Origin of the sequence: Pseudomonas chlororaphis (genome assembly GCA_001023535.1) — a bacterium.
In the GTDB taxonomy this organism is placed as follows: Bacteria; Pseudomonadota; Gammaproteobacteria; order Pseudomonadales; family Pseudomonadaceae; genus Aquipseudomonas; species Aquipseudomonas chlororaphis_E.
Window position 1 is genome coordinate 517623 of record CP011020.1, and the last position, 24237, is coordinate 541859.

Here is a 24237-nt window from a genome sequence, read left to right on the forward strand (position 1 = left end):
GAGAGGAAAAAAAATGGATGTTCTTCCAGGCCTCGTGGGGCCGAGAACAAAAGTGGCGTGCATTATTGCAAGTAATTCTTGTTAACAAAAGTAATAGAGTATCTTTTTTTCCTTCATTGCTAGCCGCTCATCCCTTTGCGAGGCTAGTCTGCGGCTTTACTAAAGGAGATGTTGATGTCCGCGCCTTCTGTTTTGATCGCCGGCTGCGGCGATATCGGCGGCCGGTTGGCTCGCCGGCTGGTGGCCGAAAACTGGCAGGTCCATGGCCTGCGACGTACGGTCGCTCACCTGCCCGCCGGGGTGAGCGGTGTGGCCGGTGATCTGTTCAGCGCGCAGTGCCCGGCCGACTGGCCCACCGGGCCGCTGGATTACCTGGTGTACAGTGCCGCGGCCACCGACCATGACGAGGCCGGCTATCGAGCGGCCTACATCGAGGGGCTTGAGCATGTGCTGGGGTGGTTGAAGCAGCACGGCCAGCAACCACGGCGCCTGCTGTTTGTTTCCAGCAGCAGTGTCTATGGGCAGCAGAAGGGCGAGTGGGTCGACGAAAACTCGCCTACCGAAGCGGAGGGGTATTCCGGCCGGCTGATGCTTGAAGCCGAGCAAGTGGCGCTGGACAGCGGCATTCCCGCCAGTCGCGTGCGCCTGACCGGCATCTATGGCCCAGGCCGTGAGTGGCTGTTGAGCCAGGTGCGCCAGGGCTATCGCGTTGTCGTCGACCCTCCTCTATACGCCAATCGCATCCATGCCGACGATGCAGCGGGTTTGCTGGCATTCCTGCTGGAAGCGGATCGCCAGGGCAAGAGGCTGGACGATTGCTACATCGGGGTCGACGACGCTCCGGCGCCGCTGGCCGAGGTGGTGGGCTGGTTGCGTGAGTACATGGGCGTCACCCAATGGGCCGAAGACGCCAGCGTACGGCGTGCCGGCAGCAAGCGCTGCAGCAATGCCCGGGCGAAGGCGTTGGGTTGGACGCCGCAGTATCCGAGTTTTCGCCAGGGGTATGCGGCGATCCTGGAAGGGCGCTGCTGAATTCCATAGCCCCAGAACAACTGTGGGAGCGGGCTTGCTCGCGAAGGGGCCTGGCATCGACTGTCTTCGTTGACTGTCGTGCCGCCTTCGCGAGCAAGCCCGCTCCCACAGGGTTGTTGCTGCTGGGTCGGGCTACTGCTTCTCCAGCACCCAGCGCCGGTCACCGGGCGTGAACGACGGCATTTCATCGGCCAGCGCGGCGTTGATGGTCTGGAAGATTTCCAGTTTCTTGCCGTCGCGGGCGAAGATCCAGGTGTTGCCCTGGCCGTTCTGTTGCAGCCAGATGTTGTCGTTGCCGCCGCTCATGGAGGCGCAATCGCCCGCCAGGCACAGGGCGTAGCGATCAGCGCCCGGCAGGCCGCTGACCTGGCCATCGGGTTGGAACTGCACGATCGCGCCTTGGCCGGGGCCGTTGACGATGCGCCAAGTGCCGCCGAGGTAGGCGGCGTACAGCGCTCGCTCGAAGCTGGCGCCGATGGGGGCGCCGTCCGGTACCTGGACTTGTGCGCGGTCGAACACCTGCTGCGGTTCGTTCTCGTTGGCGGCCTGGTTCAACTGGTCGCCGTCGCGTTTCAGTTCGCTGGCGGAACTGCCGTAGAAGTCGACTTTCCATGCCCCGTCTTCTTCGCCCAGCAACTTGCCTTCGACGTTTTCAAAACCGTTGGTGTAGCGTGCCTGGCCGGCCCGGGTGTTGATGTCCCATTCCAGGTTCGGGCCATAAGCCTGCAGCGCTTCGCGAAGTGGGCCGCCTTTGGCGGCAGCGTCGATGGCGGCCTGGTTGATCCAGGTGCCGCTGATGTCACGGTCGGCAGGGTCGCTGGCGCAGCCGCCCAGGAACAGGGCGACCAGCGAAAGAGCAAGCGCATTGCGCATGGTGGAATCCTTTCAAGACGAAAACGGCGCAGCGGGGGGACGCTGCGCCGGCCTGATTACTCGATGACCAGGATCGCGTCCATCTCAACCTGGGCGCCCTTCGGCAGGGCTGCCACGCCGATGGCCGCGCGGGCAGGGTAAGGCTGGTCGAAGTACTTGCCCATGATCTCGTTGACCTTGGCGAAGTGGCTCAGGTCGGTGAGGAAGATGTTCAGCTTGACGATGTCCTTGAATGAACCGCCAGCGGCCTCGGCCACGGCCTTGAGGTTTTCGAAGACCTGCACGGTCTGGGCTTCGAAGCCTTCCACCAGCTCCATGGTTTTCGGGTCCAGGGGGATCTGGCCCGACATGTACACGGTGTTGCCTGCCTTGATCGCCTGGGAGTAAGTGCCGATGGCGGCCGGGGCCTTGTCGCTGGTGATAACGGTCTTGGTCATGAATGACTCCTTGTAATGAACAGGCTACGCGCGCATCCGGGTGATGCGGATGACGCCGGTCAGGGCGCGCAGTTTCTTGATCACGCGGGCCAGGTGCACGCGGTCGTGGACGCTGACCACCAGTTGGACGACGCTGATGCGACCATCGCGCTCGTCCATGCTGATTTTCTCGATATTGCCGTCGGCGGCGTTGACGCTGCTGGCCAGCAAGGCGATCAGGCCGCGCTGGTGCTCCAGCTCGACCCGCAGCTCGACGTTGAATTCGCCGGTGACATCCTTGGCCCAGGAGAGCTGGATGCATTTTTCCGGGTTGTGGCGGATTTCGCTGATGTTGCGGCAGTTGTCCAGGTGCACCACCATCCCCTTGCCGGCGGACAAGTGGCCGACAATCGGGTCGCCCGGGATCGGTGTGCAGCATTTGGCGTAGCTGAGCACCAGGCCTTCGGTGCCGCGAATCGCCAGCGGGCCTTCGGGGCTCGGCAACTGTTCGCCTTCGCCGAGCAGGCGGCGGGCGACGACGTAGGCCATGCGGTTGCCCAGGCCGATGTCTTCGAGCAGGTCTTCGATCAGCTCGAGGCGGTATTCGTGGAGCATCACCTGCACGCGCTCGGTCGGGATCTTGTCCAGCGAGCTGTCGAAGCCGTTCAGTACCTTGTTCAGCAGGCGTTCGCCGAGGTTGATCGACTCGGAGCGGCGTTGCAGTTTCAAGGCGTGGCGGATGTGCGTGCGTGCCTTGCCGGTGACGACGAAGTTGAGCCACGCCGGGTTCGGCCGGGCGCCGGGGGCGCTGACGATTTCCACCGTGGAGCCGCTTTGCAGCGGTTCGGACAACGGGGCCAGGCGGCGGTTGATCCGGCAGGCGATGCAACTGTTGCCGACGTCGGTGTGCACTGCGTAGGCAAAGTCCACGGCCGTGGAGCCCTTGGGCAGCTCCATGATCCGGCCCTTGGGCGTGAAGACGTAGACCTCGTCGGGGAACAGGTCGATCTTGACGCTCTCGATGAATTCCAGGGAGTTGCCGGCGCGCTGCTGCATTTCCAATACGCCCTTGACCCATTGCCGGGCCCGGGCGTGGGTGCTCTTGGGCTGTTCGTCACCGCTGGATTTGTACAGCCAATGGGCCGCGATGCCGTTGTTGGCCATCTCTTCCATTTCGCGGGTGCGGATCTGGATTTCGATGGGTACGCCGTGCATGCCGAACAGCGTGGTGTGCAGCGACTGGTAGCCGTTGGCCTTGGGGATCGCGATGTAGTCCTTGAAGCGCCCCGGCAGCGGTTTGTACAAATTGTGCACGGCGCCCAATACGCGATAGCAGGTGTCGACCTTGTCGACGATGATCCGGAACGCGTAGACGTCCATGATCTCGTTGAAGGCCCGGCGCTTGCCGCGCATTTTCTTGTAGATGCCGTAGAGGTGCTTCTGCCGCCCGCTGACGTCGCCTTCGATGCCGTCGATGGCCAGGCAATGGCTCAGGGACTCTTCGATCTTGTTGACGATTTCCTTGCGGTTGCCCCGGGCGCGCTTGACGGCCTGGTTGATCCGCGCCGAACGCATCGGGTGCATGGCCTTGAAGCCCAGGTCTTCGAACTCGATACGGATGGCGTGCATGCCCAGGCGATTGGCGATGGGCGCGTAGATCTCCAGGGTTTCCTTGGCGATGCGGCGGCGCTTTTCGCCGGACAGTACTTCCAGCGTGCGCATGTTGTGCAGGCGGTCGGCGAGCTTGACCAGGATCACGCGAATGTCGCGGGCCATGGCCATGGCCATTTTCTGGAAGTTCTCGGCCTGGGCCTCGGCCTTGGTCTCGAAGTTCATCTGGGTCAGCTTGCTGACCCCGTCGACCAGCTCGGCCACGGTTTCGCCAAACTGCGCCTGCAGCGCTTCCTTGGCGATACCGGTGTCTTCGATCACGTCATGGAGCATGGCCGCCATCAGGCTCTGATGGTCCATGTGCATGTCGGCCAGGATGTTCGCCACGGCAAGCGGGTGCGTGACGTACGCCTCGCCGCTGCGGCGGCGCTGGCCGTCGTGGGCTTGTTCGGCGTAGAAATAGGCTCGGCGGACCAGGTTGACCTGGTCTGTGCCGAGGTAGGCCGATAAGCGATCGGCGAGGGCGTCTATGCTCGGCATGATGATGACTCCTGCCGTCTGCTGTGACCCCGCGCCGTGCTACGTCGACCAGGCATAGGCTTAGACCGCCTCGTTGGACTCGTCCTCGAACGCTGCGAACAGCGGTTCGTCCTCGACGATTTCAGCGTTGGCGATGAACTCGTAGCTCATCAGGCCTTCGGCGATTTCACGCAGCGCTACCACGGTAGGCTTGTCGTTTTCCCACTGGACCAATGGCTCTTTGCCGCCGGTGGCCAGTTGACGGGCACGCTTGGTAGAGAGCATGACCAGCTCAAAGCGGTTTTCCACGTGTTCTAGGCAGTCTTCAACGGTTACGCGGGCCATGGTATTCCTCGGAGCGAATGCAATATGCGCGCTGCCCGGTTGGGCAAGCGGACTCGACAGTTTAAAAAAACACCAGCGTTTAGGGAAGCGCTGATTTTTTGAGCAAGCCCTCGGCGCGCTGCGAGTACCAATGTAAAGCCGTCGCAGCGGTTTTGGGAAGGGCTTCTCAGCCCAGCAGTTCGGCCAGCAATTTACCGAAACGCTGCTGCTGGCGTTTCTGCTGCAGCTGGCTGGCGCGGAATATCGCCTTCAGGTCGTCCAGCGCGTGGGCGAAATCGTCGTTGATGATCAGGTAATCGTAATCGACGTAGTGGCTCATTTCGCTGACCGCTTCACGCATCCGCCCTTCGATGATCTCGTCGCTGTCCTGGCCTCGGTTGGTCAGGCGCTGGCGCAAGGCTTGCTGGCTTGGCGGCAGGATGAAGATCGAGCGGGCCTGGGGCATGAGCTTGCGCACCTGCTCGGCGCCTTGCCAGTCGATTTCCAGGATCAGGTCGTGGCCTTCGTCCAGGGTCTGCTGCAGGTAGCTCTGCGAGGTACCGTACAGGTTGCCGAAGACTTCGGCGCGCTCGAGGAAGTCGCCGTGCTCGGCCATCCTCACGAACTCTTCGCGGTCGACGAAGTGATAGTTCACCCCGTTCACTTCGCCCGGGCGCATGGCGCGGGTGGTATGGGACACGGAGACGCGGATCTGCGGCTCGGCGTCTATCAGGGCCTTGACCAGGCTGGTCTTGCCGGCGCCCGAAGGCGCGGAAATGATGTACAGGGTGCCGGTGCTGTGGGTCATGTCGGGTTAGCCTTACTCAATGTTCTGTACTTGTTCGCGCATCTGCTCGATCAACACCTTGAGGTTGACCGCAGCCTGGGTGCTGCGCGGGTCGAAGGCCTTGGAGCCCAGTGTGTTGGCTTCGCGGTTGAGTTCCTGCATCAGGAAGTCCAGGCGGCGACCGGCCGCGCCACCGGACTTGAGCACCCGGCGGACTTCGATGATGTGGGTGCTCAGGCGATCCAGTTCTTCGGCCACGTCGCTTTTTTGCGCGAGCATGACCATTTCCTGTTCCAGGCGCTGCGGGTCCAGCTCGGCCTTCATGTCGGCAAAGCGGTCGAGGACTTTCTGGCGCTGGGTGGCGAGCATCTGCGGAACCAGTTCGCGCAGGGTGCTGACGTCTTCTTCAATGGCGGTGAGGCGCTCGTTGATCAGCCGGGCCAGTTCCGCGCCTTCGCGCTCACGCCCGGCCTTAAGTTCCTTCAGACCTTGGTTGAACAGCGCCAGGGCCTCGGCGTTCAGTGCCTGCGGATCGCTGGCGTCACCCACCAGCACGCCGGGCCAGGCCAGTACTTCCAGCGGGTTCAGGGCGGCGGGGTTGCTGATCAGGCTGACAACGGTTTCGGCGGCAGCCACCAGTTGCGCGGCGCGTTCGCGATCCACCTGCAAGGGTTTGCCGGTGCTTTCTTCGGTAAAGCGCAGGGTGCATTCCAGCTTGCCCCGGGACAGGCCCTGGCGCAGCGCTTCACGCACGCCGCCTTCCAGGTCGCGGAAGGATTCGGGCAGGCGCAGGTGCGGTTCCAGGTAGCGACTGTTGACCGAGCGCAGTTCCCAGCTCAGCGTGCCTTGAGCCCCGGCTTTTTCGACGCGGGCGAAGGCGGTCATGCTGTGCACCATGGAGGTTCCTCGCATTGCAGGCCGACACGACCTGAGAATCTGTGGATTGAGCCCGGCGGGCAGCAAAGGCGCAGGATTGTAGCGCAGTGAAGCGTGTGCCCCCAAACCGTGCCTGTGACAAAGCGCTGCAACCCGTCGGCCGGGCGTTTGAGAGGCTGCACTCGTCGCGCCGGCTTTTTAGAACTGCCCTCGCGCGGCACACGGCTTTATAATGCCGGCAGTTTTCCGTCCTCAGTACAGGTGTTCCCTATGAAACGTCCAAGTGGTCGCGCTGCCGATCAGCTCCGCTCGATCCGCATTACCCGCAACTACACCAAACACGCCGAGGGCTCTGTACTGGTCGAATTCGGTGATACCAAGGTGATCTGCACCGTCAGCGTCGAGAACGGCGTGCCGCGGTTCCTCAAGGGCCAGGGCCAGGGTTGGCTGACCGCCGAGTACGGCATGCTGCCGCGGGCCACCGGCGAGCGTAACCAGCGCGAAGCCAGCCGTGGCAAGCAGGGCGGGCGCACCCTGGAAATCCAGCGCCTGATCGGCCGTTCGCTGCGCGCCGCGCTGGACATGTCCAAGCTGGGCGACGTGACCTTGTACGTCGATTGCGACGTGATCCAGGCTGACGGCGGCACCCGCACCGCGTCCATCACCGGCGCGATGGTCGCGTTGGTCGATGCCTTGAAAGTGATCAAGAAGCGTGGCGGCCTCAAGGGCGGCGACCCGCTCAAGCAGATGATCGCCGCGGTGTCCGTGGGCATGTACCAGGGCGAGCCGGTCCTGGACCTGGACTACCTGGAAGACTCGGCTGCCGAGACCGACCTGAACGTGGTCATGACCAGCGCCGGCGGCTTCATCGAAGTGCAGGGCACCGCCGAAGGCGCGCCGTTCCAGCCGGAAGAATTGAACGCTATGCTGGAACTGGCGAAGAACGGCATGAGTCAGATCTTCGAATTGCAGAAGGCCGCCCTGGCTGACTGATCGATTCACGCTTCAGACAAGGAGAGCGACATGAGTGATGAGCCAGTCCTGCTGCCCCAGCCGAGCAAAGAGGCGCGTCAATGGGCAATGTTTTGTCACCTGTCCGCCTTGCTGGGGATCTGGATTCCGTTCGGTACGCTAATCGGGCCGCTGGTGCTCTGGCAGCTCAAGCGTGAGTCCGACCCGTTCATCGATGCCCAAGGCAAGGAAGCGCTGAACTTCCAGATCACCGTGGCGATCGCCTCGGCGATCAGTCTGCTGCTGATGATCGTGGTGATTGGCTTCTTCCTGTTCGGTCTGGTGGCCATTGGTGCGTTGGTGTTGACCATCATCGCCGGGGTCAAGGCCAATGAAGGACAGCCGTATCGGTATCCGTTTACCTGGCGGCTGGTCAAATAGCGATCAGCTAGCGCCTTGCCCTGTGGGAGCGAGCTTGCTCGCGATTGCGGCTGTTCATTCAATATCGATGTTGGCCGATCCATCGTCATCGCGAGCAAGCTCGCTCCCACCGTTGATTTTCAGTGGCCACAAAAAAACCGACATCGACTGTCGGTTTTTTTGTGGCTGCGAAACGACACTCAGATCGTCAGCGTCCAGTCGTAGTCCACGATCAGCGGCGCGTGCTGCGAGAACCGAGGCTGGCGCGGCAGGCGAGCGCTGCGTACGAAGCGGCGCAGGCCGGGCGTCAGCAACTGGTAGTCGAAACGCCAGCCGAGGTTGAGCATCTCGGCCTGCTCGCTGTCCGGCCACCAGCTGTACTGGTCGCCTTCGCGGCTGACTTCGCGCAGGGCATCGACATAGCCCATGTTGCCAATGATCTCGTCCATCCAGGCCCGTTCCGGCGCCAGGAAGCCAGGAGATTGCTGGCTGTCGCGCCAGTTCTTGATATCCAGCTTCTGTTGCGCCACGTACAGCGAGCCACAATAGATGTACTCGCGACGTTTGCGTCGCTGTTTATCAAGATAACGGGCGAAGTCGTCCATCAACTTGAATTTCTGATTCAAATCTTCATCGCCGTTCTGTCCCGAAGGGAGCAGTAAGGTCGCGATGCTGACCTTGTCGAAATCGGCTTGCAGGTAGCGCCCGTAGCGGTCCGCCGTCTCGAAACCGAGACCGTTGATGACAGCCTTCGGTTGCAGCCGCGAGTACAAAGCCACGCCACCCTGGGCGGGGACTTCGGCATCGCAGGCATAAAGGAAGTAACCATCCAGTTGGAAGGCTGCATCGTCCAGTTCAAAGGCGGAGGCGCGGGTGTCCTGCAGGCAGATGACGTCGGCATTCTGTGCTTGCAGCCAACTGAGCAAACCACGCTCGACTGCAGCCTGAATACCATTGACGTTCACACTGATGATCCGCATAAATGGCCCCAAAAATCACGTGCGTGTATGATACACGGCGTGTACCTATTTAGCTAAATCCGCGGTATTTGAGGCTTTTTTCATGCAGGCGTATCAGCGCGATTTCATTCGTTTTGCCATCGATCGCGGGGTTTTGCGCTTCGGTGAGTTCACCCTCAAGTCCGGACGCACCAGCCCGTACTTCTTCAACGCCGGCCTGTTCAACAGCGGTTCGGCCCTGGCGCAGCTGGGGCGTTTCTATGCAGCGGCCATCGTCGAGAGCGGTATTGCGTTCGACGTCCTGTTCGGCCCGGCCTACAAAGGCATCCCGCTGGCCGCCACCACCGCCGTCGCCCTGGCCGAGCATCACGAGCGCGACCTGCCCTGGTGTTTCAACCGCAAGGAAGCCAAGGCCCACGGTGAAGGCGGCAGCCTGGTGGGCGCGCCGCTGACCGGCGACGTCCTGATCATTGACGACGTGATCACCGCCGGCACCGCTATTCGCGAGGTGATGCAGATCATCGCTTCCCAGGACGGCGCCAAGGCCGCCGGCGTGCTGATCGCGCTGAACCGCCAGGAGCGTGGCAATGGTGAGTTGTCGGCGATCCAGGAAGTGGAGCGCGACTTTGGCATTCCGGTGATCAGCATTGTGTCGCTGACCCAGGTGCTGGAATTCTTGGCTGATGACCCCCAGCTCAAACAGCATTTGCCGGCGGTTGAGGCTTATCGGGCGCAGTTCGGCGTTTGATCGGCTTGCACAATCCCTTGTGGGAGCGCGCTTGCTCGCGAATGCGATGGCAAATTCAACCTTGTGTTGACTGACCTGCCGCTTTCGCGAGCAAGCCCGCTCCCACATAAGTTTGCCTTGACCGGTAAACCGTGAAAAAAAGACCCCGCTCAACCAGGTTGAGCGGGGTCTTTTTTTACCGGAATCGCTTAAGGACGCTTGCGATTGCTGATCAACGTACCCACGCCGGTATCGGTGAAGATCTCCAGCAGGATCGCATTCGGCACCCGGCCATCGATGATCAGCGAGCTGCCGACGCCGCCCTGTACCGCTTCCAGCGCGCAGCGGATCTTTGGCAGCATGCCGCCGTAGATCGTACCGTCGGCGATGAGGTCGTCGACCTGTTGGGTCGACAACCCGGTCAGGACCTTGCCCGACTTGTCCATCAGGCCGGCGATGTTGGTCAGCAGCATCAGCTTCTCGGCTTTCAGTGCCTCGGCCACCTTGCCGGCCACCAGGTCGGCGTTGATGTTGTACGACTCACCGTTGGCCCCCACGCCGATAGGCGCGATGACCGGGATGAAGTCGCCCTTGACCAGCAGGTTCAGCAGGTCGGTGTTGATGCCCACCACTTCGCCCACCTGGCCGATGTCGATGATTTCCGGCTGGGTCATCTCCGGGGTCTGGCGGGTCACGGTGAGCTTTTTCGCCCGGATCAGTTCGGCATCCTTGCCGGTCAGGCCGATGGCGCTGCCGCCATGGCGGTTGATCAGGTTGACGATGTCCTTGTTGACCTGGCCACCCAGGACCATTTCCACCACATCCATGGTCTGCGCGTCGGTGACACGCATGCCATCGATGAAATGGCTTTCGATCGCCAGGCGCTTGAGCAGGTCGCCGATCTGCGGGCCACCGCCATGCACCACCACCGGGTTGATGCCCACGGCCTTCATCAGCACGATGTCGCGGGCGAAGCCGGTTTTCAGCTCCTCGCTTTCCATCGCGTTGCCGCCGTATTTGATCACCAGGGTCTTGCCGACATAGCGTCGGATGTAAGGCAACGCTTCGGACAGGACCTTGGCGGTATTGGCGGCGGCTTCGCGTTCGAGGGTCATTCAGGGCTCCGGTGGTGCTTCAAAAATCAGAACGGTAGTTGAAGATCAGGTGCAACACGTTTGAGTTGGGTGTGGAACACATCCTTGATGCGCTGCAGTTCGGCTTCGTTGTCGGCCTCGAAGCGCAGGACCAGCACCGGCGTGGTGTTGGACGCGCGCACCAGGCCCCAACCCTGGGGATAGTCGACCCGCACACCGTCGATGGTGGTCAGTTCGGCGCCTTCGCCCCATTGAGCGTCGTGCAGTGCATCAATGATGCTGAATTTGGTCTCTTCGGTCACATGGATATTGATTTCCGGCGTAGAAATATCGTTCGGGAAGGTCGCGAACAGGTCTTCGGCGCTGGAGGGCTCCTTGCTGAGGATCTCCAGCAGGCGCGCGGCGCTGTAGATGCCGTCGTCGAAACCGAACCAGCGCTCCTTGAAGAAGATGTGGCCACTCATTTCCCCGGCCAGCAGGGCGCCGCTCTGTTTCATTTTCTTCTTGATCAACGAGTGACCGGTCTTCCACATCAGCGGGCGACCGCCATATTCCTTGATCAGTGGCACCAGGCGACGGGTGCACTTGACGTCGAAAATGATCTCGGCATCCGGGTTGCGCGCCACGACATCCTTGGCAAACAGCATCAGCAGGCGGTCCGGGAACACGACGCTGCCGGTGTTGGTGACCACGCCGACGCGGTCGCCATCGCCGTCGAAGGCCAGGCCCAGGTCAGCGTTGGTTTCCTTGACCTTGGCGATCAGGTCTTGCAGGTTTTCCAGCTTGCCCGGGTCCGGGTGATGGTTGGGGAAGTTGCCATCCACCTCGCAGAACAGCGGGATGACCTCGCAGTTCAGGGCTTCGATCAGTTGCGGGGCAATCACGCCGGCGGCGCCGTTGCCGCAGTCGACCACCACTTTCAGGCGACGGGCGAGCTTCACGTCCTTGACGATCTCATCGTTGTAGCGCCCAAGGATGTCGACCTGGGTCACGCTGCCTTTGCCGCTGCTCAGGTCGTTGGTCTTGAGGCGGGTGTGCAGGGCCTGGATCTGCTCGTTGGCCAGGGTGTCGCCAGCGATGACGATCTTGAAGCCGTTGTAGTTCGAGGGGTTGTGGCTGCCGGTGAGCATCACGCCGGATTTGCCGGCCAGGACGTTGGCGGCGTAGTACAGCGCCGGCGTCGGCACCAGGCCCACGTCGCTGACGTGGCAGCCACTGTCGGCAATACCCTTGATCAATTGCGCGACCAACTCGGGGCCGGACAGGCGGCCGTCGCGGCCGACGCACACGTTCGGTTCGCCCTGGGCCAGGCTCTGGGAGCCAATGGCGCGGCCGATCCAGTAGGCGGTTTCGGCGGTGAGGGTTTCCGGTACCACGCCACGGATGTCGTAGGCGCGGAAGATGCTGTCAGGGAAGATCGGGGCGATTGCAGCTGGGGTGTTCATGGGCGGGGCGCTCTATCAGAGGGTGACTGGACAGGCCGACGAGGGGCGTCGGCAGGCTCAAGCTGAAGGGTATGACGGCGTTTTTGACAGAGAGTTCGTGGTGGGAAAATGCCATGAGATAGCGTTATCCCGAGCTCGGTCGCCTAATACATTGATTCCGGATGGGAAACCTAGCAGAAAGCCATTGCGCATTTTTCGCCCTGAAACAGAAGCTTAATAAACGGGCCGGGCAGCACGCCCGGCCACGAACCGCCGGCTCAGTGGCTGCCGGAGTGGCCGAAACCGCCGGCGCCGCGCTGGCTCTCGTCGAATTCCGTGACCAGTTCGAAATGAGCCTGCACCACTGGCACCAGCACCAGTTGCGCAATGCGTTCGCCCACGGCGATGTTGAAGGCCGTCTGGCCACGGTTCCAGCACGACACCATCAGCTCGCCCTGGTAGTCGGAGTCGATCAGGCCCACCAGGTTGCCCAGCACGATGCCGTGTTTGTGGCCCAGGCCCGAGCGCGGCAGGATCAGCGCGGCCAGGTTCGGGTCGCCGATGTACACCGACAGGCCGGTCGGGATCAGCAGGGTCTGGCCCGGTTCCAGGAGGGTGTCCTGCTTGAGCATCGCCCGCAGGTCGAGACCGGCGGAGCCGGGCGTGGCGTATTGCGGCAACGGGAATTCGTTGCCGATGCGTGGATCGAGGATCTTGGCTTGTAGAGCGTGCATGGAGATTTAAACCTGGTTCAGACGTTCGGCGATGAAGGTGATCAGCTGGCGGGCAATCTTGCCCTTGCTGGTCTGGGCGAAAAGGGTGGCGTGCAACTGGCGATCGATCACGCTGCAGGCGTTTTCCTCGCTGTTGAAGCCGATGCTCGGGTTGGCGACGTCGTTGGCGACGATCAAGTCGAGGTTCTTGTCCTTGAGCTTGCGCGCGGCGTAATCGAGCAGGTGTTCGGTTTCGGCGGCGAAGCCGACACTGAACGGCCGGTCGGGGCGGGTGGCGATACTGGCAAGGATGTCCGGGTTGCGCACCATCTGCAGCAGCAGGCCGTCACCACTCGTAGGGTCTTTCTTCAATTTCTGTGGGGCGACGACTTCGGGGCGGTAGTCCGCGACCGCTGCCGAGGCGATGAACAGGTCGCAGGGGATGGCGGCTTCGCACGCCGCGAGCATGTCCCGGGCGCTGACGACGTCGATGCGCGTGACCCGGTCCGGCGTGGGCAGGTGCACGGGGCCGGTGATCAAGGTCACCCGGGCGCCGGCTTCCACCGCGGCTTCGGCCAGGGCGAAGCCCATTTTCCCGGAGCTGTGGTTGGTGATGTAGCGCACCGGGTCGATGTTTTCCTGGGTCGGGCCGGCGGTGATCAGCACGTGTTTGCCGGTCAGGGCCTGGCGCTGGAAGCAGTCGGCGGCGCATTGGGCCAAGTCGGTGGCTTCCAGCATGCGGCCCATGCCGACATCGCCGCAGGCCTGGCTGCCGGAGGCCGGGCCGAAGACCTTCAGTGCACGGCTTTCGAGCAATTGCAGGTTGGCCTGGGTGGCCGGATCGCGCCACATGGCCTGGTTCATGGCTGGGGCGACGGCCACCACGGCGTCGGTGGCGAGCACCAGGGTGGTGAGCAGGTCGTCGGCGATGCCTTGGGCCAGGCGGGCGATCAGGTCGGCGGTCGCCGGGGCGATCAGCACCAGGTCGGCCCACTTGGCCAGTTCGATATGGCCCATGGCTGCCTCGGCCGCGGGGTCGAGCAGGTCCAGGTGAACCGGGTGGCCGGACAGTGCCTGCATGGTCAGCGGGGTGATGAATTCACTGCCGCCGCGGGTCATGACGACCCGTACTTCCGCGCCCTGGTCGATGAGTCGGCGAACCAGCTCGGCGCTCTTGTAGGCAGCAATGCCGCCGCCGACGCCCAGAACGATGCGTTTCCGATACAGCCGCTGCATAGGCCTGCCTTTCGATTTCAGTGGTCAGTGCAGTGCGAACCCTTCGGCAACAGCCTGCCAGGGTGCGAATCGCCTGCAAAAAAGATGGGCTACGATATCACAGCGACCGCTATGGAACAGCGGTGCGCCACAGACCAGGAGGTCCTATGAGTATTCGAGATTGGCCGGCGGCCGAGCGCCCGCGGGAGAAGTTGTTGCAATTGGGTTCGGCGAGTCTTTCGGATGCCGAGCTGTTGGCGATCTTCTTGCGAACCGGGGTTTGCGGGAAGAGTGCAGTAGACCTGGCTCGACACCTGCTGCATCAATTTGGTTGCCTGCGCGGTTTACTGGACGCCGACCTGCGTACATTCAGCATGCAACTGGGCTTGGGGCCGGCGAAGTTCGCGCAGTTGCAAGCGGTCCTGGAAATGGGGCGCCGACATCTGGCCCAGGACCTGCGACGAGAGTCGGTGCTGGAGAGCCCGCTGGTTGTACGCGACTACCTCAAGGCCGTGTTGCGCCATGAACCCCATGAAGTGTTCGGCTGCCTGTTCCTGGATTCCCGGCATCGGGTGTTGGCCTATGAGGCGCTGTTTCGCGGCTCGATCGACAGCGCCAGCGTCTATCCACGGCAAGTGGTCAAGCGCGCCCTGGCCCACAATGCCGCCGCGTTGATCCTGTGTCACAACCATCCTTCCGGCGATACCGAGCCGAGCCAGGCCGACCGGGTGCTCACCGGGCGCCTTCAGCAAGCGCTGGAGTTGATTGACGTGCGGGTGCTCGATCATTTCATCGTCGGCGATGGGGAGCCGCTGTCGATGGTGGAGTACGGGTGGATGTAGCCGCGATCTGGCAATGGCAAACTCTGTGGGGGCGGGCTTGCTCGCGAAGAGGTCGTGTCAGGCGACATCCGTGCTGGCTGACCCACCGCTTTCGCGGGCAAGCCCGCTCCCACAGGTTTCAATGCATACAGGTGGTTACTTGAGGGTGACCTTGGCGTAGTCCTGGCGACCGAACGGGCTGACCGAATAACCCTGCACTTCCTTGCGGGTGAGGGCGAAGGCCGTCGGGTGAGCCAGGGGCAGCCAGAGGGCCTGTTGCTGGATCTGTGCCTGGGCCTGCTCGTAGAGCTTGGCGCGCACGCCTTGCTCGCCGGTGGTCTTGCCGGCGCTGATCAGTTTGTCCAGGTCGGGGTTGCAGTAGCGCGCGAAGTTGGTGCCGGACTTGACCGCCGCGCAGGAAAACTGCGGCGTGAGGAAATTGTCCGGGTCGCCGTTGTCGCCCGCCCAGCCCATGAACAGCAGATCGTGTTCGCCGGCCTTGGCCCGACGGATCAACTCGCCCCATTCGATCACCCGGATTTCAGCCTGGATGCCGATTTCCGCCAGGTCCGATTGCAGCAGCTGGGCGCCAAGGCTCGGATTCGGGTTCAGCAGGCTGCCGGAAGGGCGGGTCCAGAGGGTGGTCTGGAAGCCTTCCTTCAAACCGGCCTTGGCCAGCAGTTCGCGAGCCTTGGCGGGGTCGTGGGTGTAGCCGGGCAGGTTTTTGGCGTAGCTCCAGGTGTTGGGCGGGTAGGGCCCGTTGGCCGCCTGCGCAGTGCCTTCGAAGACGGTCTTGAGGTAGCTGGCCTTGTCGAACGCCAGGTTGATGGCCTGGCGCACCTCAGGTTTGTCCAGTGGCGGGTGCTGGCTGTTGATCGCCACGAAGGCCGTCATGAAGGCGTCGGTCTGGGTCACGGCCAGCGTCGGTTCCTGGCGCGCGGCCTGCACGTCCAGTGGCTTGGGCGACAGGGCGATCTGGCATTCATTGCGACGCAGTTTCTGCAAGCGCACGTTGGCATCCGGCGTGATGGCGAAGATCAGTGGGTCCACTTGAGGCTTGCCGTCGAAATAGGCGTCGTTGGCCTTGTAGCGGATCGTCGCGTCCTTCTGGAACCGGTTGAAAATGAACGGGCCGGTGCCGACCGGCTGGTTGTTGAGCTTTTCCGGGGTGCCGGCCTTCATCAATTGGTCGGCGTATTCAGCCGAATAGATAGAGGCAAAGCCCATGCTCAACGTTGCCAGGAACGTCGAATCGGCATGGTCGAGGGTGAAGCGCACGGTCAACGGGTCCAGCGCGTCGATTTTCTTGATCAGCGTGGGCAGTTGCATGGACTGGGCGTGGGGGAAGCCGCTCTGGGCCACCTTGTGCCAGGGGTTGGCCGGGTCGAGCATGCGCTCGAAGCTGAATTTCACGTCCTCGGCGGTCAGGTCGCGACGCGGCGTGAAGTAGTCGGTGTGGTGGAACTTGACCTGGGGGCGCAGTTTGAACACGTAGGTCAGCCCGTCGGTCGAGATCTCCCAGCTCTTGGCAAGGCTGGGGACCACCTTGCCGCTGGCGGTGTCGAAGTCCACCAGGCGGTTCATCAGCACGTCGGCAGAGGCGTTGGTGGTTGTCAGCGAGTTGTACTGGACCACGTCGAACCCTTCCGGGCTCGCCTCGGTACAAACACTCAGGGCGGCCGCCTGGGCCAATGGGCTGATCAGCAGAGGGGCGAGCAACAATGGTAGGGCAGCGAGGCGCATGAGCAGTTTCCTTGTGCAAGTCGAAGGCCCATCTGCGAGTGCAGTCTGGAAAAGGCCTACCCTAGTGGGCTCGCTGGCAAATGACTATCCCCTTTTTGCATTTTCCGGCACCCTGTGGCGGTGCGTGATGGGCTCAAACCTGGCGCAGGTTAAAAAAACCTGCGCGCAGCGACGAGCGGTCACGGGCTGCGCCGGCCTTTGCCCCAGCCGTCCCGGACGGTTGAACGGTGTTCTGCCGCAAAGACAAATCACATCGGTTGTTGTTGCACCGTGGTCTTTCTGGTATAAAGCAGCGCTCTTTTCTAGGGGCCCGGTTCCTTCACTGTAGGTGTAGCCGGTAAGACCCTTAAAGAAACGCGGCGCCTGGCGCCAAATGACTGAGAGATTAAGCGGCCAACCCATGCCGGGTTGGGCATGTGGTTTTAGAGGGCTGAGGCATGTCGAGAGTCTGTCAAGTTACCGGTAAGGGTCCGGTGACTGGGAATAACATTTCCCACGCAAACAACAAAACCCGTCGTCGTTTCCTGCCGAACCTGCAGCATCACCGCTTCTGGGTTGAGTCCGAGAAACGTTTTGTACGTCTGCGCGTATCTGCCAAAGGCATGCGTATCATCGACAAGCGCGGCATTGATGTCGTGCTGGCCGAACTTCGCCGCGATGGCAAGGTTTAAGGGAGCTAATCATGCGTGAATTGATTCGTTTGATCTCGAGCGCCGGTACTGGTCACTTCTACACTACCGACAAGAACAAGCGTACTACCCCGGACAAAATCGAGATCAAGAAATATGATCCGGTTGTTCGCAAGCACGTGATCTACAAGGAAGGCAAAATCAAGTAATTGATTTTTCCCTCTTACAAAAAAGGCCCGTATCTCACGATACGGGCCTTTTTTGTTGGTTTTTTTGGCTGTCCGGGCCTCTTCGCGAGCAAGCTCGCCCCCACAAAGGCACCACATGGCCCGTGTGGGGCGATGCACCCTTGATCCCAAGGCTTCAAGCCTTCTGTTCGAACACCACGTAGATCTTGCGGCACGGTTCCAGCACTTCCCAGGTGCCCTTGAAGCCCGCCGGGATCACGAAGCGGTCACCTGCGCGCAAGGTCTTGGCGTTCCCATCGTTGTCCCGCAGCACGGAAACACCCTGGACGATTTCGCAATACTCATGCTCGGTGTAGTTGACCGTCCACTGGCCCACGGCGCCTTCCCAGACCCCGGCATTCATTTGGCCACACGGGCTGTTGTAGTGGTTGTACACCGCCTGTTCGGGATCGCCCTTGAGTACCTTGGCCGGGTCCGGACGGTAGCGGTCGGCGGCAGTGGTGGCGTGGCTGAAATCGACGATGTCCTGGATGCTCATGCGGTAATCCCCGTGAATGACGGCGCGAATGGCTGGAAGAGCCAGAGTCTATGTTTATTAAAACGAACATCGCAAGGCGGTTTGCCACCGCTATGTCAAATATATTGAAACTTCACCGGCCGCTGGTTTAGGGTGGCGGGTGCCCTCTGCCGAAAACAGCGCCGAACAGGCTGGCCGGGCAGAATTCTTTGAGCGCTGCGTTGCGCGGCGTTCTGACTCAATAAGAGGAGGACACTCGTATGACCACCCTGACTCGTGCCGACTGGGAACAACGTGCCCGCGACCTGAAGATCGAAGGCCGCGCTTTCATCAACGGTGAATACACGGATGCAGTGTCCGGCGAAACCTTTGATTGCCTCAGCCCGGTCGATGGCCGCCTCTTGGGCAAAGTCGCCGCATGCGACGTGGCCGACGCCCAGCGTGCCGTGGAAAACGCCCGCGCAACCTTCAATTCCGGCGTCTGGTCGCGCCTGGCGCCCAGCAAGCGCAAAGCCACCATGATTCGTTTCGCCAGCCTGCTCAAGCAGAACGCCGAAGAGTTGGCCCTGCTGGAAACCCTCGACATGGGCAAGCCGATCAGCGACTCGCTGTACATTGACGTGCCTGGCGCGGCCCAGGCGTTGAGCTGGAGCGGCGAGGCCATCGACAAGCTGTACGACGAAGTGGCGGCGACGCCCCACGATCAACTGGGCCTGGTGACGCGCGAGCCGGTCGGGGTCGTGGGCGCTATCGTGCCGTGGAACTTCCCATTGATGATGGCCTGCTGGAAGCTCGGCCCGGCCCTCTCCACCGGTAACTCGGTGGTGCTCAAGCCGTCGGAAAAATCCCCGCTGACGGCCCTGCGTATCGCTGCCCTGGCGGTCGAGGCCGGTATTCCGAAGGGCGTGCTGAACGTGCTGCCCGGCTACGGGCATACCGTCGGCAAGGCCTTGGGCCTGCACATGGACGTGGATACGCTGGTGTTCACCGGCTCCACCAAAATCGCCAAGCAGTTGATGGTGTACGCCGGCGAATCCAACATGAAACGCATCTGGCTGGAAGCCGGTGGCAAGAGCCCGAACATCGTGTTCGCCGACGCCCCCGACCTGCAGGCCGCCGCCGAATCCGCCGCCAGCGCCATCGCCTTCAATCAGGGTGAAGTCTGCACCGCCGGTTCGCGCCTGCTGGTGGAGCGCTCCATCAAGGATACCTTCCTGCCGCTGGTGATCGAGGCCCTCAAGGGTTGGAAGCCGGGTAATCCGTTGGACCCGGCCACCAACGTCGGCGCCCTGGTGGATACCCAACAGATGAACACCGTGCTGTCCTACATCGAAGCCGGTCACAGTGACGGCGCCAAGCTGGTGGCGGGCGGCAAGCGGATCCTCGAGGAAACCGGCGGCACCTACGTCGAGCCGACGATTTTCGACGGCGTGAGCAACGCCATGAAAATCGCCCAGGAAGAAATTTTCGGCCCAGTGCTGTCGGTCATTGCCTTCGACACTGCCGAAGAAGCGATCCAGATTGCCAACGATACGCCGTATGGCCTGGCGGCGGCGGTGTGGACCAAGGACATTTCCAAGGCTCACCTGACCGCCAAGGCCCTGCGCGCCGGCAGCGTCTGGGTCAACCAGTACGATGGCGGCGACATGACTGCACCGTTCGGTGGCTTCAAGCAGTCGGGCAACGGTCGTGACAAATCGCTGCATGCCTTCGACAAATACACCGAGCTGAAGGCGACCTGGATCAAGCTCTGACCCCTTTTGTGGGAGCGGGCTTGCTCGCGAAGGCGGTTAACATCAACGGCTAAGTTGACTGACACCCCGCTTTCGCGAGCGAGCCCGCTCCCACATTGGTCGAGGATGAGCGCAAGATTTGCGGTAGACACATCCCCTGTGGGAGCGGGCTTGCTCGCGAAAGCGGTTTAACATTCAACAGCTAGTTGATTGACACTCCGCCTTCGCAAGCAAGCCCGCTCCCACAATATTTTGAGTGATACCTGCACCGATACCCCTCCACAGGAGCGTGCAAATGCGTTGGGCGACTTACTTCGTCGTGTTGGCGTCTGTCCTGAGCGTCGGCCTGGCCTTGGGCGTCAGCATGCCGCTGGTGTCGTTGCGCCTGGAAGGCTGGGGCTATGGTTCATTCGCCATCGGCGTCATGGCCGCCATGCCGGCGGTGGGCGTGTTGCTGGGGGCCAAGGTGTCGAGCCGGCTGGCTGCGCGCTTTGGCACCGCGGCGTTGATGCGCCTGTGCCTGTGGGGCGGCGCGCTGTCGATCGGCTTGCTGGCGCTGATGCCCAGTTATCCGGTCTGGCTGGTGTTGCGCCTGTTGATTGGCGTGGTGCTGACCCTGGTCTTCATCCTCGGTGAGAGCTGGATCAACCAACTGGTCGTTGAACAATGGCGCGGACGACTGGTGGCGTTGTACGGCTGCAGCTATGCCTTGAGCCAGTTGTCCGGGCCGTTGCTGCTCGGCGTGCTGGGGACCGATCACGATTATGGCTTCTGGGTGGGCGTCGGCCTGCTCTTGGTTGCACCGCTGTTGTTGCTGGGGCGCAGCGGCGCGCCCAGCAGCGAGGCCGGCAATGTCACGTTGGGCGACCTGTGGGCGTTTTGCCGAAGCTTGCCGGCGATTGGCTGGGCAGTGTCGTTGTTCGCCGCCTTCGAAGCGATGATCCTGACATTGCTGCCGGTCTACTGCCTGCGCCAGGGCTTCAGTGCCGAGGTGGCATTGGCGATGGTCAGCACCGTGGTGGTGGGCGATGCCTTACTGCAATTGCCCGTTGGCGCCCTGGCCGACTACATGTCCCGCCGCACCTTGTTCACCGGCTGTGCGGTGTTGTTGATGCTATCGAGCCTGGCGGTGCCGGTACTGATCGATACGCCGTTGATCTGGCCCCTGTGGATCCTGTTCGGCGCCAGCGCAGGTGGCTTGTTTACCCTGTCGCTGATTCTGATCGGCGAGCGTTTCCGTGACGATGCGCTGGTGCGGGCCAATGCCCATGTCGCGCAGTTGTGGGGGATCGGTTGCCTGGTCGGTCCGCTGGCAGCGGGGGCCGGCAGCCAGTGGATCAGTGGGCATGCGTTGCCCTTGTTCATGGCGGCGGGGGCCTTCGGCCTGGTGATCCTGTTATTGCGCCAGGGTGCGTTCGGCGCCACGCAAGCGGCGTGATCACTTCGCTACGCCGGATAACGCGGGCTACAGCATCCGCTCCAGGCCGACGGTCTTGGCGAACCAGGCATTGAAGCGGCGCCACCAACTGCCGGGTTCGTGGTCCAGGTCGTGTAGCGTGCCGTTGTCTTCGGTGGTCCAGACCAGGGTGTCGTCCTTCAGTCGTGCCTGATAACTCAAGGCCGGGGCCATGCCTTGCAGGGCCAGCTCACGCACCTGGCCGGCGAGCGCTTCGCTGTCCACCAAAACGCCGACCTCGGTGTTCCACAGCACCGAGCGCGGGTCGAAATTGAACGAACCGATAAAGGCTTTCTGCCGGTCAAAAATGATCGCCTTGCTGTGCAGGCTCGAGTCCGACTCGCCGTAGGACCTGCTGTAGAACAGGTGCGGGCGGCCGCCGGTTTCGCCCGGTTGTCGGCGCAGTTCGAACAGGCGCACACCGTGCTCCAGCAAGGCCCTGCGGTACGGCGCATACCCGCCATGCACCGCCGGCACGTCGGTGGCCTCCAGGGAGTTGGTCAGCAGGCTCACCGACACGCCGGCATCGGCGCGACTGGTCAGGTAGACCAACCCTGGCTGGCCCGGGACGAAGTAGGCGGAAATCATGATCAGTTCTTTGCTGACGCCCGTCAGCTCTGGCGCTAGTTGAGTGGTCAGCAGCAACTGCGGATCGGGCTCGTCCTTGGCCAGCACCTTGCTCGGCGCGTCCCACATCGCCTTGTTCCAGGCCCAGATCAGCTGGTTGCGCCAGGTGTCCAGGCGTGGCTGGGTCTTGTAGGTGGTCAGTTGCTGGTAGAGCGCGTGATTTTCCTTTTGGGTCTGTTCAAGGGACGCTTGCAGGCGCGCCCGACTGTCGGCCAGGTCCTTGGGCGTGGGGCGATGGGACAGGAACTGTTCGATGGGTTTGCTCAGGGCGCTGTTCCAGTACTGGTCGAAGCTGTGGCCCAGTTGTTCGGCCACCGGGCCGACCCCGAGCAGGTCGATGTCGGTGAAGTTCAGGTTGGGTTCTGCGTCGAAATACTCATCCCCCAGGTTGCGGCCGCCGACGATGGCCATGCTGTTGTCTGCCAGCCACAGCTTGTTGTGCATGCGCCGGTGTTGCAGCGACAGGTTGAACAGGCGTCCAAGGCCGCGGGTCACCCCGGTGGCCCGGCCCAGGTGCAAGGGGTTGAACAGGCGGACCTGGATCTGTGGGTGGGCGGCCAGGGTCGCGATGGTTTCTTCCTGGCCGTCGCTGGCGGTGTCGTCCAGCAGGATCCGCACTCGCACACCGCGGTCCGCGGCCTTGAGCAATTCGTCCACCAGCATCCGGGTGCTGATGCCGTCGTGGACGATGTAGTACTGCAAGTCCAGGCTGCTCTGGGCGTGGCGGATCAACTCGGCCCGGGCGATGAACGCGTCGGTACTGTCGGGGAGCAGGCGAAAGCCCGACTGCCCTTCATGGGGCGCCGCCTGGGCCTGGACCGAGCGGCCAAAGGAGGATTCGCTGGCCGGTAGTGCCTGGGAGGGCTCGCGGGTGACATCAAGACTGGCGCAGCCGCCCAGCAGCGAGGCGACTAGCAGTAGCGCTGGCAGGATCGGTCTGGATCTCACGTAGGATCGTTCCGCTCGATTGCGTTGATGGGCTGTTGGATGCCGCTTCCCGGCGTACAGATCAGACGGCGTCGCGCTGGGTTTCGTTCAACAACGCGATAGCGGCGGCGCCCACCCTGCGCACGGCCTCTTCGATCTGGGCCGTTGGCTTGGCAGCGTAGTTCATCCGCAGGCAATTGCGGTACTTGCCGGAGGCGGAAAAGATGCTGCCGACGGCGACCTGTACGCCCTGATCATGCAGGACCCGGTTGAGCTTGAGGGTGTCGAAGCCTTCCGGCAGTTCGACCCATAGCATGAAGCTGCCCCGGGGCCGGCTGGCGCGGGTGCCTGGCGGAAAATAGCGGCTGACCCAATCGATCATGACGTCGCGATTGCGCTGGTATTGCGCGCGCATCCGGCGCAAATGTGGTTCGAAATGCCCGCCCTTGAGAAATTCGGCCACGGCGATCTGGGGCTGTGGGGCGGTGGAGCCGGTGCTGATGTACTTCATGTGCAGCGCCCGTTCCAGGTACCGGCCGGGCGCGACCCAGCCCACGCGCAGGCCAGGGGCCAGGGTCTTGGAAAAGGAACTGCAGAGCAGGACCCGGCCATCGTCGTCGAAGGACTTGATCGTGCGGGGGCGTGGGTAGGTGTAGGCCAGTTCTCCATACACATCGTCTTCGATGATCGCCACGTCGAAGCGCTGTGCCAGGGTCAGCAGGGCGCGTTTGTTGGCTTCCGGCATGATGTAGCCCAACGGATTGTTGCAACTGGGCGTCAACTGTATGGCCTTGATCGGCCATTGTTCCAAGGCCAGTTCCAGGGCCTCCAGGCTGATACCGGTGAGCGGGTCGGTGGGGATTTCCAGCGCCTTCATGCCCAGGCCCTTGAGGGTTTGCATGGCGCCATGGAAGCTGGGGGAGTCCACGGCGACGATATCGCCTTGCTCGCACGTGGCGCGAATGCTGACAGACAGCGCTTCGTGACAGCCGGTGGTGACAATCAGATCGTTGGCGCCCAACTGGCAACCTGAATCCAGCAACAGCCGGGCAATCTGTTCACGCAGCGCCAGGTTGCCGTAGATGTTGTCGTAATACAGCCCTGGCATGTCTTGCCGACGACTGATCTGCGCCAGGCTGCGCAACAGCGGCTTCATGGTCGGCGAGTTGATGTCCGGCATGCCCCGTCCCAACTGCACCACATCCTTGCGCGGCACCGCGCGTATCAGTTCCAGCACCTGGTCCCACTGGGAAATATCCACGGGCCGCTGGGCGGGACGGCCCACCACCGGTAGGTCCGGCAGCGCGCGGCTGACCGGTACGAAATAACCGGACTTGGGTTTCGGCATCGCCAGGCCACTGTCCTCCAGCACGCGATAGGCCTGCTGCACCGTGCTCAAGCTGACGCCGTGCTCCGTGCTCAACGCTCGTACCGATGGCAGCCGGTCGCCCGGGCGGTAGAAGCCTTGTTCGATGCGGGTGCCGAGCAATTCGGCGAGGTTCACGTAGAGAGTCATGGCGCATTCTCGAGGAGGACTACGGCAACCAATACAGTTGGGTTGGAAAACGACGATTCAGTGCGCGAAAGGCTCAATCTGTATGGAAGTAAAACAAAACGATTGAATCTGTATCGCTTTCTGCCGTTCGCACATCATG

General features: G+C 62.3%; 24 protein-coding genes. 9 read left to right on the forward strand and 15 right to left on the reverse strand.

The genetic code is table 11. From position 1 onward, the window contains the following. Positions 1-174: 174 nt before the first annotated feature. The gene (locus VM99_02120) at positions 175-1032 is read left to right on the forward strand and encodes an oxidoreductase (GenBank protein ID AKJ96903.1); all 858 of its coding nucleotides are present in this window, start codon (positions 175-177) and stop codon (positions 1030-1032) included. Positions 1033-1164: 132 nt separating this feature from the next. On the opposite strand, the gene VM99_02125 is transcribed toward VM99_02120, so the two are convergent. From VM99_02125 to VM99_02150, 6 genes are all read right to left on the reverse strand, one after another. Then, positions 1165-1905: a lipoprotein gene (locus VM99_02125; GenBank protein AKJ96904.1), complete on the reverse strand. Its 741-nt coding sequence runs from the start codon at positions 1903-1905 to the stop codon at positions 1165-1167. 56 nt (positions 1906-1961) lie between these two features. Next, positions 1962-2342: an endoribonuclease gene (locus tag VM99_02130; GenBank protein AKJ96905.1), complete on the reverse strand. Its 381-nt coding sequence runs from the start codon at positions 2340-2342 to the stop codon at positions 1962-1964. A 24-nt stretch (positions 2343-2366) separates the two neighbouring features. Beyond that, positions 2367-4472, reverse strand: a complete 2106-nt coding sequence (locus tag VM99_02135) for a (p)ppGpp synthetase (GenBank protein ID AKJ96906.1) — start codon at positions 4470-4472, stop codon at positions 2367-2369. Between the two features lie 60 nt (positions 4473-4532). After that, positions 4533-4796: a DNA-directed RNA polymerase subunit omega gene (locus tag VM99_02140; GenBank protein AKJ96907.1), complete on the reverse strand. Its 264-nt coding sequence runs from the start codon at positions 4794-4796 to the stop codon at positions 4533-4535. A gap of 166 nt (positions 4797-4962) precedes the next feature. Continuing rightward, a complete protein-coding gene (locus VM99_02145; protein ID AKJ96908.1) occupies positions 4963-5583 on the reverse strand; it encodes a guanylate kinase in 621 nt (206 codons plus the stop codon). Between the two features lie 12 nt (positions 5584-5595). Next, a complete protein-coding gene (locus VM99_02150; protein AKJ96909.1) occupies positions 5596-6459 on the reverse strand; it encodes a hypothetical protein in 864 nt (287 codons plus the stop codon). 249 nt (positions 6460-6708) lie between these two features. Between VM99_02150 and rph the strand changes: the two genes are divergently transcribed. Then, on the forward strand, positions 6709-7431 hold the full coding sequence (gene rph, locus VM99_02155) for a ribonuclease PH (protein AKJ96910.1): 723 nt from the start codon (positions 6709-6711) through the stop codon (positions 7429-7431). Between the two features lie 30 nt (positions 7432-7461). After that, positions 7462-7830 carry an orotate phosphoribosyltransferase gene (locus VM99_02160; protein AKJ96911.1) on the forward strand — a complete coding sequence of 123 codons (369 nt, stop codon included), beginning with the start codon at positions 7462-7464 and terminating at the stop codon, positions 7828-7830. A gap of 179 nt (positions 7831-8009) precedes the next feature. Here the strand turns inward: VM99_02160 and VM99_02165 are convergent, their stop codons facing one another. Beyond that, entirely contained in the window at positions 8010-8789 is a 780-nt protein-coding gene (locus VM99_02165; GenBank protein AKJ96912.1) for an exodeoxyribonuclease III, read from the reverse strand. Positions 8790-8871: 82 nt separating this feature from the next. Between VM99_02165 and pyrE the strand changes: the two genes are divergently transcribed. After that, a complete protein-coding gene (pyrE, locus tag VM99_02170; GenBank protein ID AKJ96913.1) occupies positions 8872-9516 on the forward strand; it encodes an orotate phosphoribosyltransferase in 645 nt (214 codons plus the stop codon). A 188-nt stretch (positions 9517-9704) separates the two neighbouring features. Here pyrE and VM99_02175 read toward each other — a convergent pair whose 3' ends face one another. From VM99_02175 to VM99_02190, 4 genes are all read right to left on the reverse strand, one after another. After that, positions 9705-10610 carry an acetylglutamate kinase gene (locus VM99_02175; GenBank protein ID AKJ96914.1) on the reverse strand — a complete coding sequence of 302 codons (906 nt, stop codon included), beginning with the start codon at positions 10608-10610 and terminating at the stop codon, positions 9705-9707. A gap of 26 nt (positions 10611-10636) precedes the next feature. Beyond that, positions 10637-12034, reverse strand: a complete 1398-nt coding sequence (locus tag VM99_02180; protein AKJ96915.1) for a phosphoglucomutase — start codon at positions 12032-12034, stop codon at positions 10637-10639. A gap of 257 nt (positions 12035-12291) precedes the next feature. Next, entirely contained in the window at positions 12292-12747 is a 456-nt protein-coding gene (locus VM99_02185; GenBank protein ID AKJ96916.1) for a deoxyuridine 5'-triphosphate nucleotidohydrolase, read from the reverse strand. Between the two features lie 6 nt (positions 12748-12753). Continuing rightward, positions 12754-13962 carry a phosphopantothenoylcysteine decarboxylase gene (locus VM99_02190; protein AKJ96917.1) on the reverse strand — a complete coding sequence of 403 codons (1209 nt, stop codon included), beginning with the start codon at positions 13960-13962 and terminating at the stop codon, positions 12754-12756. Between the two features lie 146 nt (positions 13963-14108). Here VM99_02190 and VM99_02195 point away from each other — a divergent pair, with 146 nt between their 5' ends. Then, complete coding sequence (locus VM99_02195; protein AKJ96918.1) at positions 14109-14783, forward strand: hypothetical protein; 675 nt, start codon at positions 14109-14111, stop codon at positions 14781-14783. A 135-nt stretch (positions 14784-14918) separates the two neighbouring features. Here the strand turns inward: VM99_02195 and VM99_02200 are convergent, their stop codons facing one another. Continuing rightward, on the reverse strand, positions 14919-16505 hold the full coding sequence (locus tag VM99_02200) for a peptide ABC transporter substrate-binding protein (protein AKJ96919.1): 1587 nt from the start codon (positions 16503-16505) through the stop codon (positions 14919-14921). 437 nt (positions 16506-16942) lie between these two features. On the opposite strand from VM99_02200, the gene rpmB reads away from it, so the two are divergent. Both rpmB and rpmG read left to right on the forward strand, forming a co-directional pair. Beyond that, positions 16943-17176 carry a 50S ribosomal protein L28 gene (gene rpmB, locus VM99_02205; GenBank protein ID AKJ96920.1) on the forward strand — a complete coding sequence of 78 codons (234 nt, stop codon included), beginning with the start codon at positions 16943-16945 and terminating at the stop codon, positions 17174-17176. A gap of 11 nt (positions 17177-17187) precedes the next feature. Next, on the forward strand, positions 17188-17343 hold the full coding sequence (rpmG, locus tag VM99_02210) for a 50S ribosomal protein L33 (GenBank protein AKJ96921.1): 156 nt from the start codon (positions 17188-17190) through the stop codon (positions 17341-17343). Between the two features lie 154 nt (positions 17344-17497). Here rpmG and VM99_02215 read toward each other — a convergent pair whose 3' ends face one another. After that, positions 17498-17860 (reverse strand): transcriptional regulator, encoded by a 363-nt coding sequence (locus VM99_02215; protein AKJ96922.1) that lies wholly within the window; start codon positions 17858-17860, stop codon positions 17498-17500. Between the two features lie 239 nt (positions 17861-18099). Between VM99_02215 and VM99_02220 the strand changes: the two genes are divergently transcribed. Further along, complete coding sequence (locus VM99_02220; protein AKJ96923.1) at positions 18100-19593, forward strand: aldehyde dehydrogenase; 1494 nt, start codon at positions 18100-18102, stop codon at positions 19591-19593. Positions 19594-19867: 274 nt separating this feature from the next. Then, positions 19868-21010, forward strand: coding sequence for an MFS transporter (locus tag VM99_02225; protein ID AKJ96924.1), 1143 nt, complete (start codon positions 19868-19870; stop codon positions 21008-21010). 27 nt (positions 21011-21037) lie between these two features. Here VM99_02225 and VM99_02230 read toward each other — a convergent pair whose 3' ends face one another. Continuing rightward, complete coding sequence (locus VM99_02230) at positions 21038-22603, reverse strand: phospholipase (GenBank protein ID AKJ96925.1); 1566 nt, start codon at positions 22601-22603, stop codon at positions 21038-21040. 61 nt (positions 22604-22664) lie between these two features. Then, the gene (locus VM99_02235; GenBank protein ID AKJ96926.1) at positions 22665-24098 is read right to left on the reverse strand and encodes a GntR family transcriptional regulator; all 1434 of its coding nucleotides are present in this window, start codon (positions 24096-24098) and stop codon (positions 22665-22667) included. Positions 24099-24237 lie beyond the last annotated feature (139 nt).

Excerpts from the sequence above, each read along its gene's own strand:
- VM99_02120 (AKJ96903.1), top strand. The coding sequence starts at position 175 with ATGTCCGCGCCTTCTGTTTTGATCGCCGGCTGCGGCGATATCGGCGGC.
- VM99_02125 (AKJ96904.1), bottom strand. The coding sequence starts at position 1,905 with ATGCGCAATGCGCTTGCTCTTTCGCTGGTCGCCCTGTTCCTGGGCGGC.
- VM99_02130 (AKJ96905.1), bottom strand. The coding sequence starts at position 2,342 with ATGACCAAGACCGTTATCACCAGCGACAAGGCCCCGGCCGCCATCGGC.
- VM99_02135 (AKJ96906.1), bottom strand. The coding sequence starts at position 4,472 with ATGCCGAGCATAGACGCCCTCGCCGATCGCTTATCGGCCTACCTCGGC.
- VM99_02140 (AKJ96907.1), bottom strand. The coding sequence starts at position 4,796 with ATGGCCCGCGTAACCGTTGAAGACTGCCTAGAACACGTGGAAAACCGC.
- VM99_02145 (AKJ96908.1), bottom strand. The coding sequence starts at position 5,583 with ATGACCCACAGCACCGGCACCCTGTACATCATTTCCGCGCCTTCGGGC.
- VM99_02150 (AKJ96909.1), bottom strand. The coding sequence starts at position 6,459 with ATGGTGCACAGCATGACCGCCTTCGCCCGCGTCGAAAAAGCCGGGGCT.
- rph (AKJ96910.1), top strand. The coding sequence starts at position 6,709 with ATGAAACGTCCAAGTGGTCGCGCTGCCGATCAGCTCCGCTCGATCCGC.
- VM99_02160 (AKJ96911.1), top strand. The coding sequence starts at position 7,462 with ATGAGTGATGAGCCAGTCCTGCTGCCCCAGCCGAGCAAAGAGGCGCGT.
- VM99_02165 (AKJ96912.1), bottom strand. The coding sequence starts at position 8,789 with ATGCGGATCATCAGTGTGAACGTCAATGGTATTCAGGCTGCAGTCGAG.
- pyrE (AKJ96913.1), top strand. The coding sequence starts at position 8,872 with ATGCAGGCGTATCAGCGCGATTTCATTCGTTTTGCCATCGATCGCGGG.
- VM99_02175 (AKJ96914.1), bottom strand. The coding sequence starts at position 10,610 with ATGACCCTCGAACGCGAAGCCGCCGCCAATACCGCCAAGGTCCTGTCC.
- VM99_02180 (AKJ96915.1), bottom strand. The coding sequence starts at position 12,034 with ATGAACACCCCAGCTGCAATCGCCCCGATCTTCCCTGACAGCATCTTC.
- VM99_02185 (AKJ96916.1), bottom strand. The coding sequence starts at position 12,747 with ATGCACGCTCTACAAGCCAAGATCCTCGATCCACGCATCGGCAACGAA.
- VM99_02190 (AKJ96917.1), bottom strand. The coding sequence starts at position 13,962 with ATGCAGCGGCTGTATCGGAAACGCATCGTTCTGGGCGTCGGCGGCGGC.
- VM99_02195 (AKJ96918.1), top strand. The coding sequence starts at position 14,109 with ATGAGTATTCGAGATTGGCCGGCGGCCGAGCGCCCGCGGGAGAAGTTG.
- VM99_02200 (AKJ96919.1), bottom strand. The coding sequence starts at position 16,505 with ATGCGCCTCGCTGCCCTACCATTGTTGCTCGCCCCTCTGCTGATCAGC.
- rpmB (AKJ96920.1), top strand. The coding sequence starts at position 16,943 with ATGTCGAGAGTCTGTCAAGTTACCGGTAAGGGTCCGGTGACTGGGAAT.
- rpmG (AKJ96921.1), top strand. The coding sequence starts at position 17,188 with ATGCGTGAATTGATTCGTTTGATCTCGAGCGCCGGTACTGGTCACTTC.
- VM99_02215 (AKJ96922.1), bottom strand. The coding sequence starts at position 17,860 with ATGAGCATCCAGGACATCGTCGATTTCAGCCACGCCACCACTGCCGCC.
- VM99_02220 (AKJ96923.1), top strand. The coding sequence starts at position 18,100 with ATGACCACCCTGACTCGTGCCGACTGGGAACAACGTGCCCGCGACCTG.
- VM99_02225 (AKJ96924.1), top strand. The coding sequence starts at position 19,868 with ATGCGTTGGGCGACTTACTTCGTCGTGTTGGCGTCTGTCCTGAGCGTC.
- VM99_02235 (AKJ96926.1), bottom strand. The coding sequence starts at position 24,098 with ATGACTCTCTACGTGAACCTCGCCGAATTGCTCGGCACCCGCATCGAA.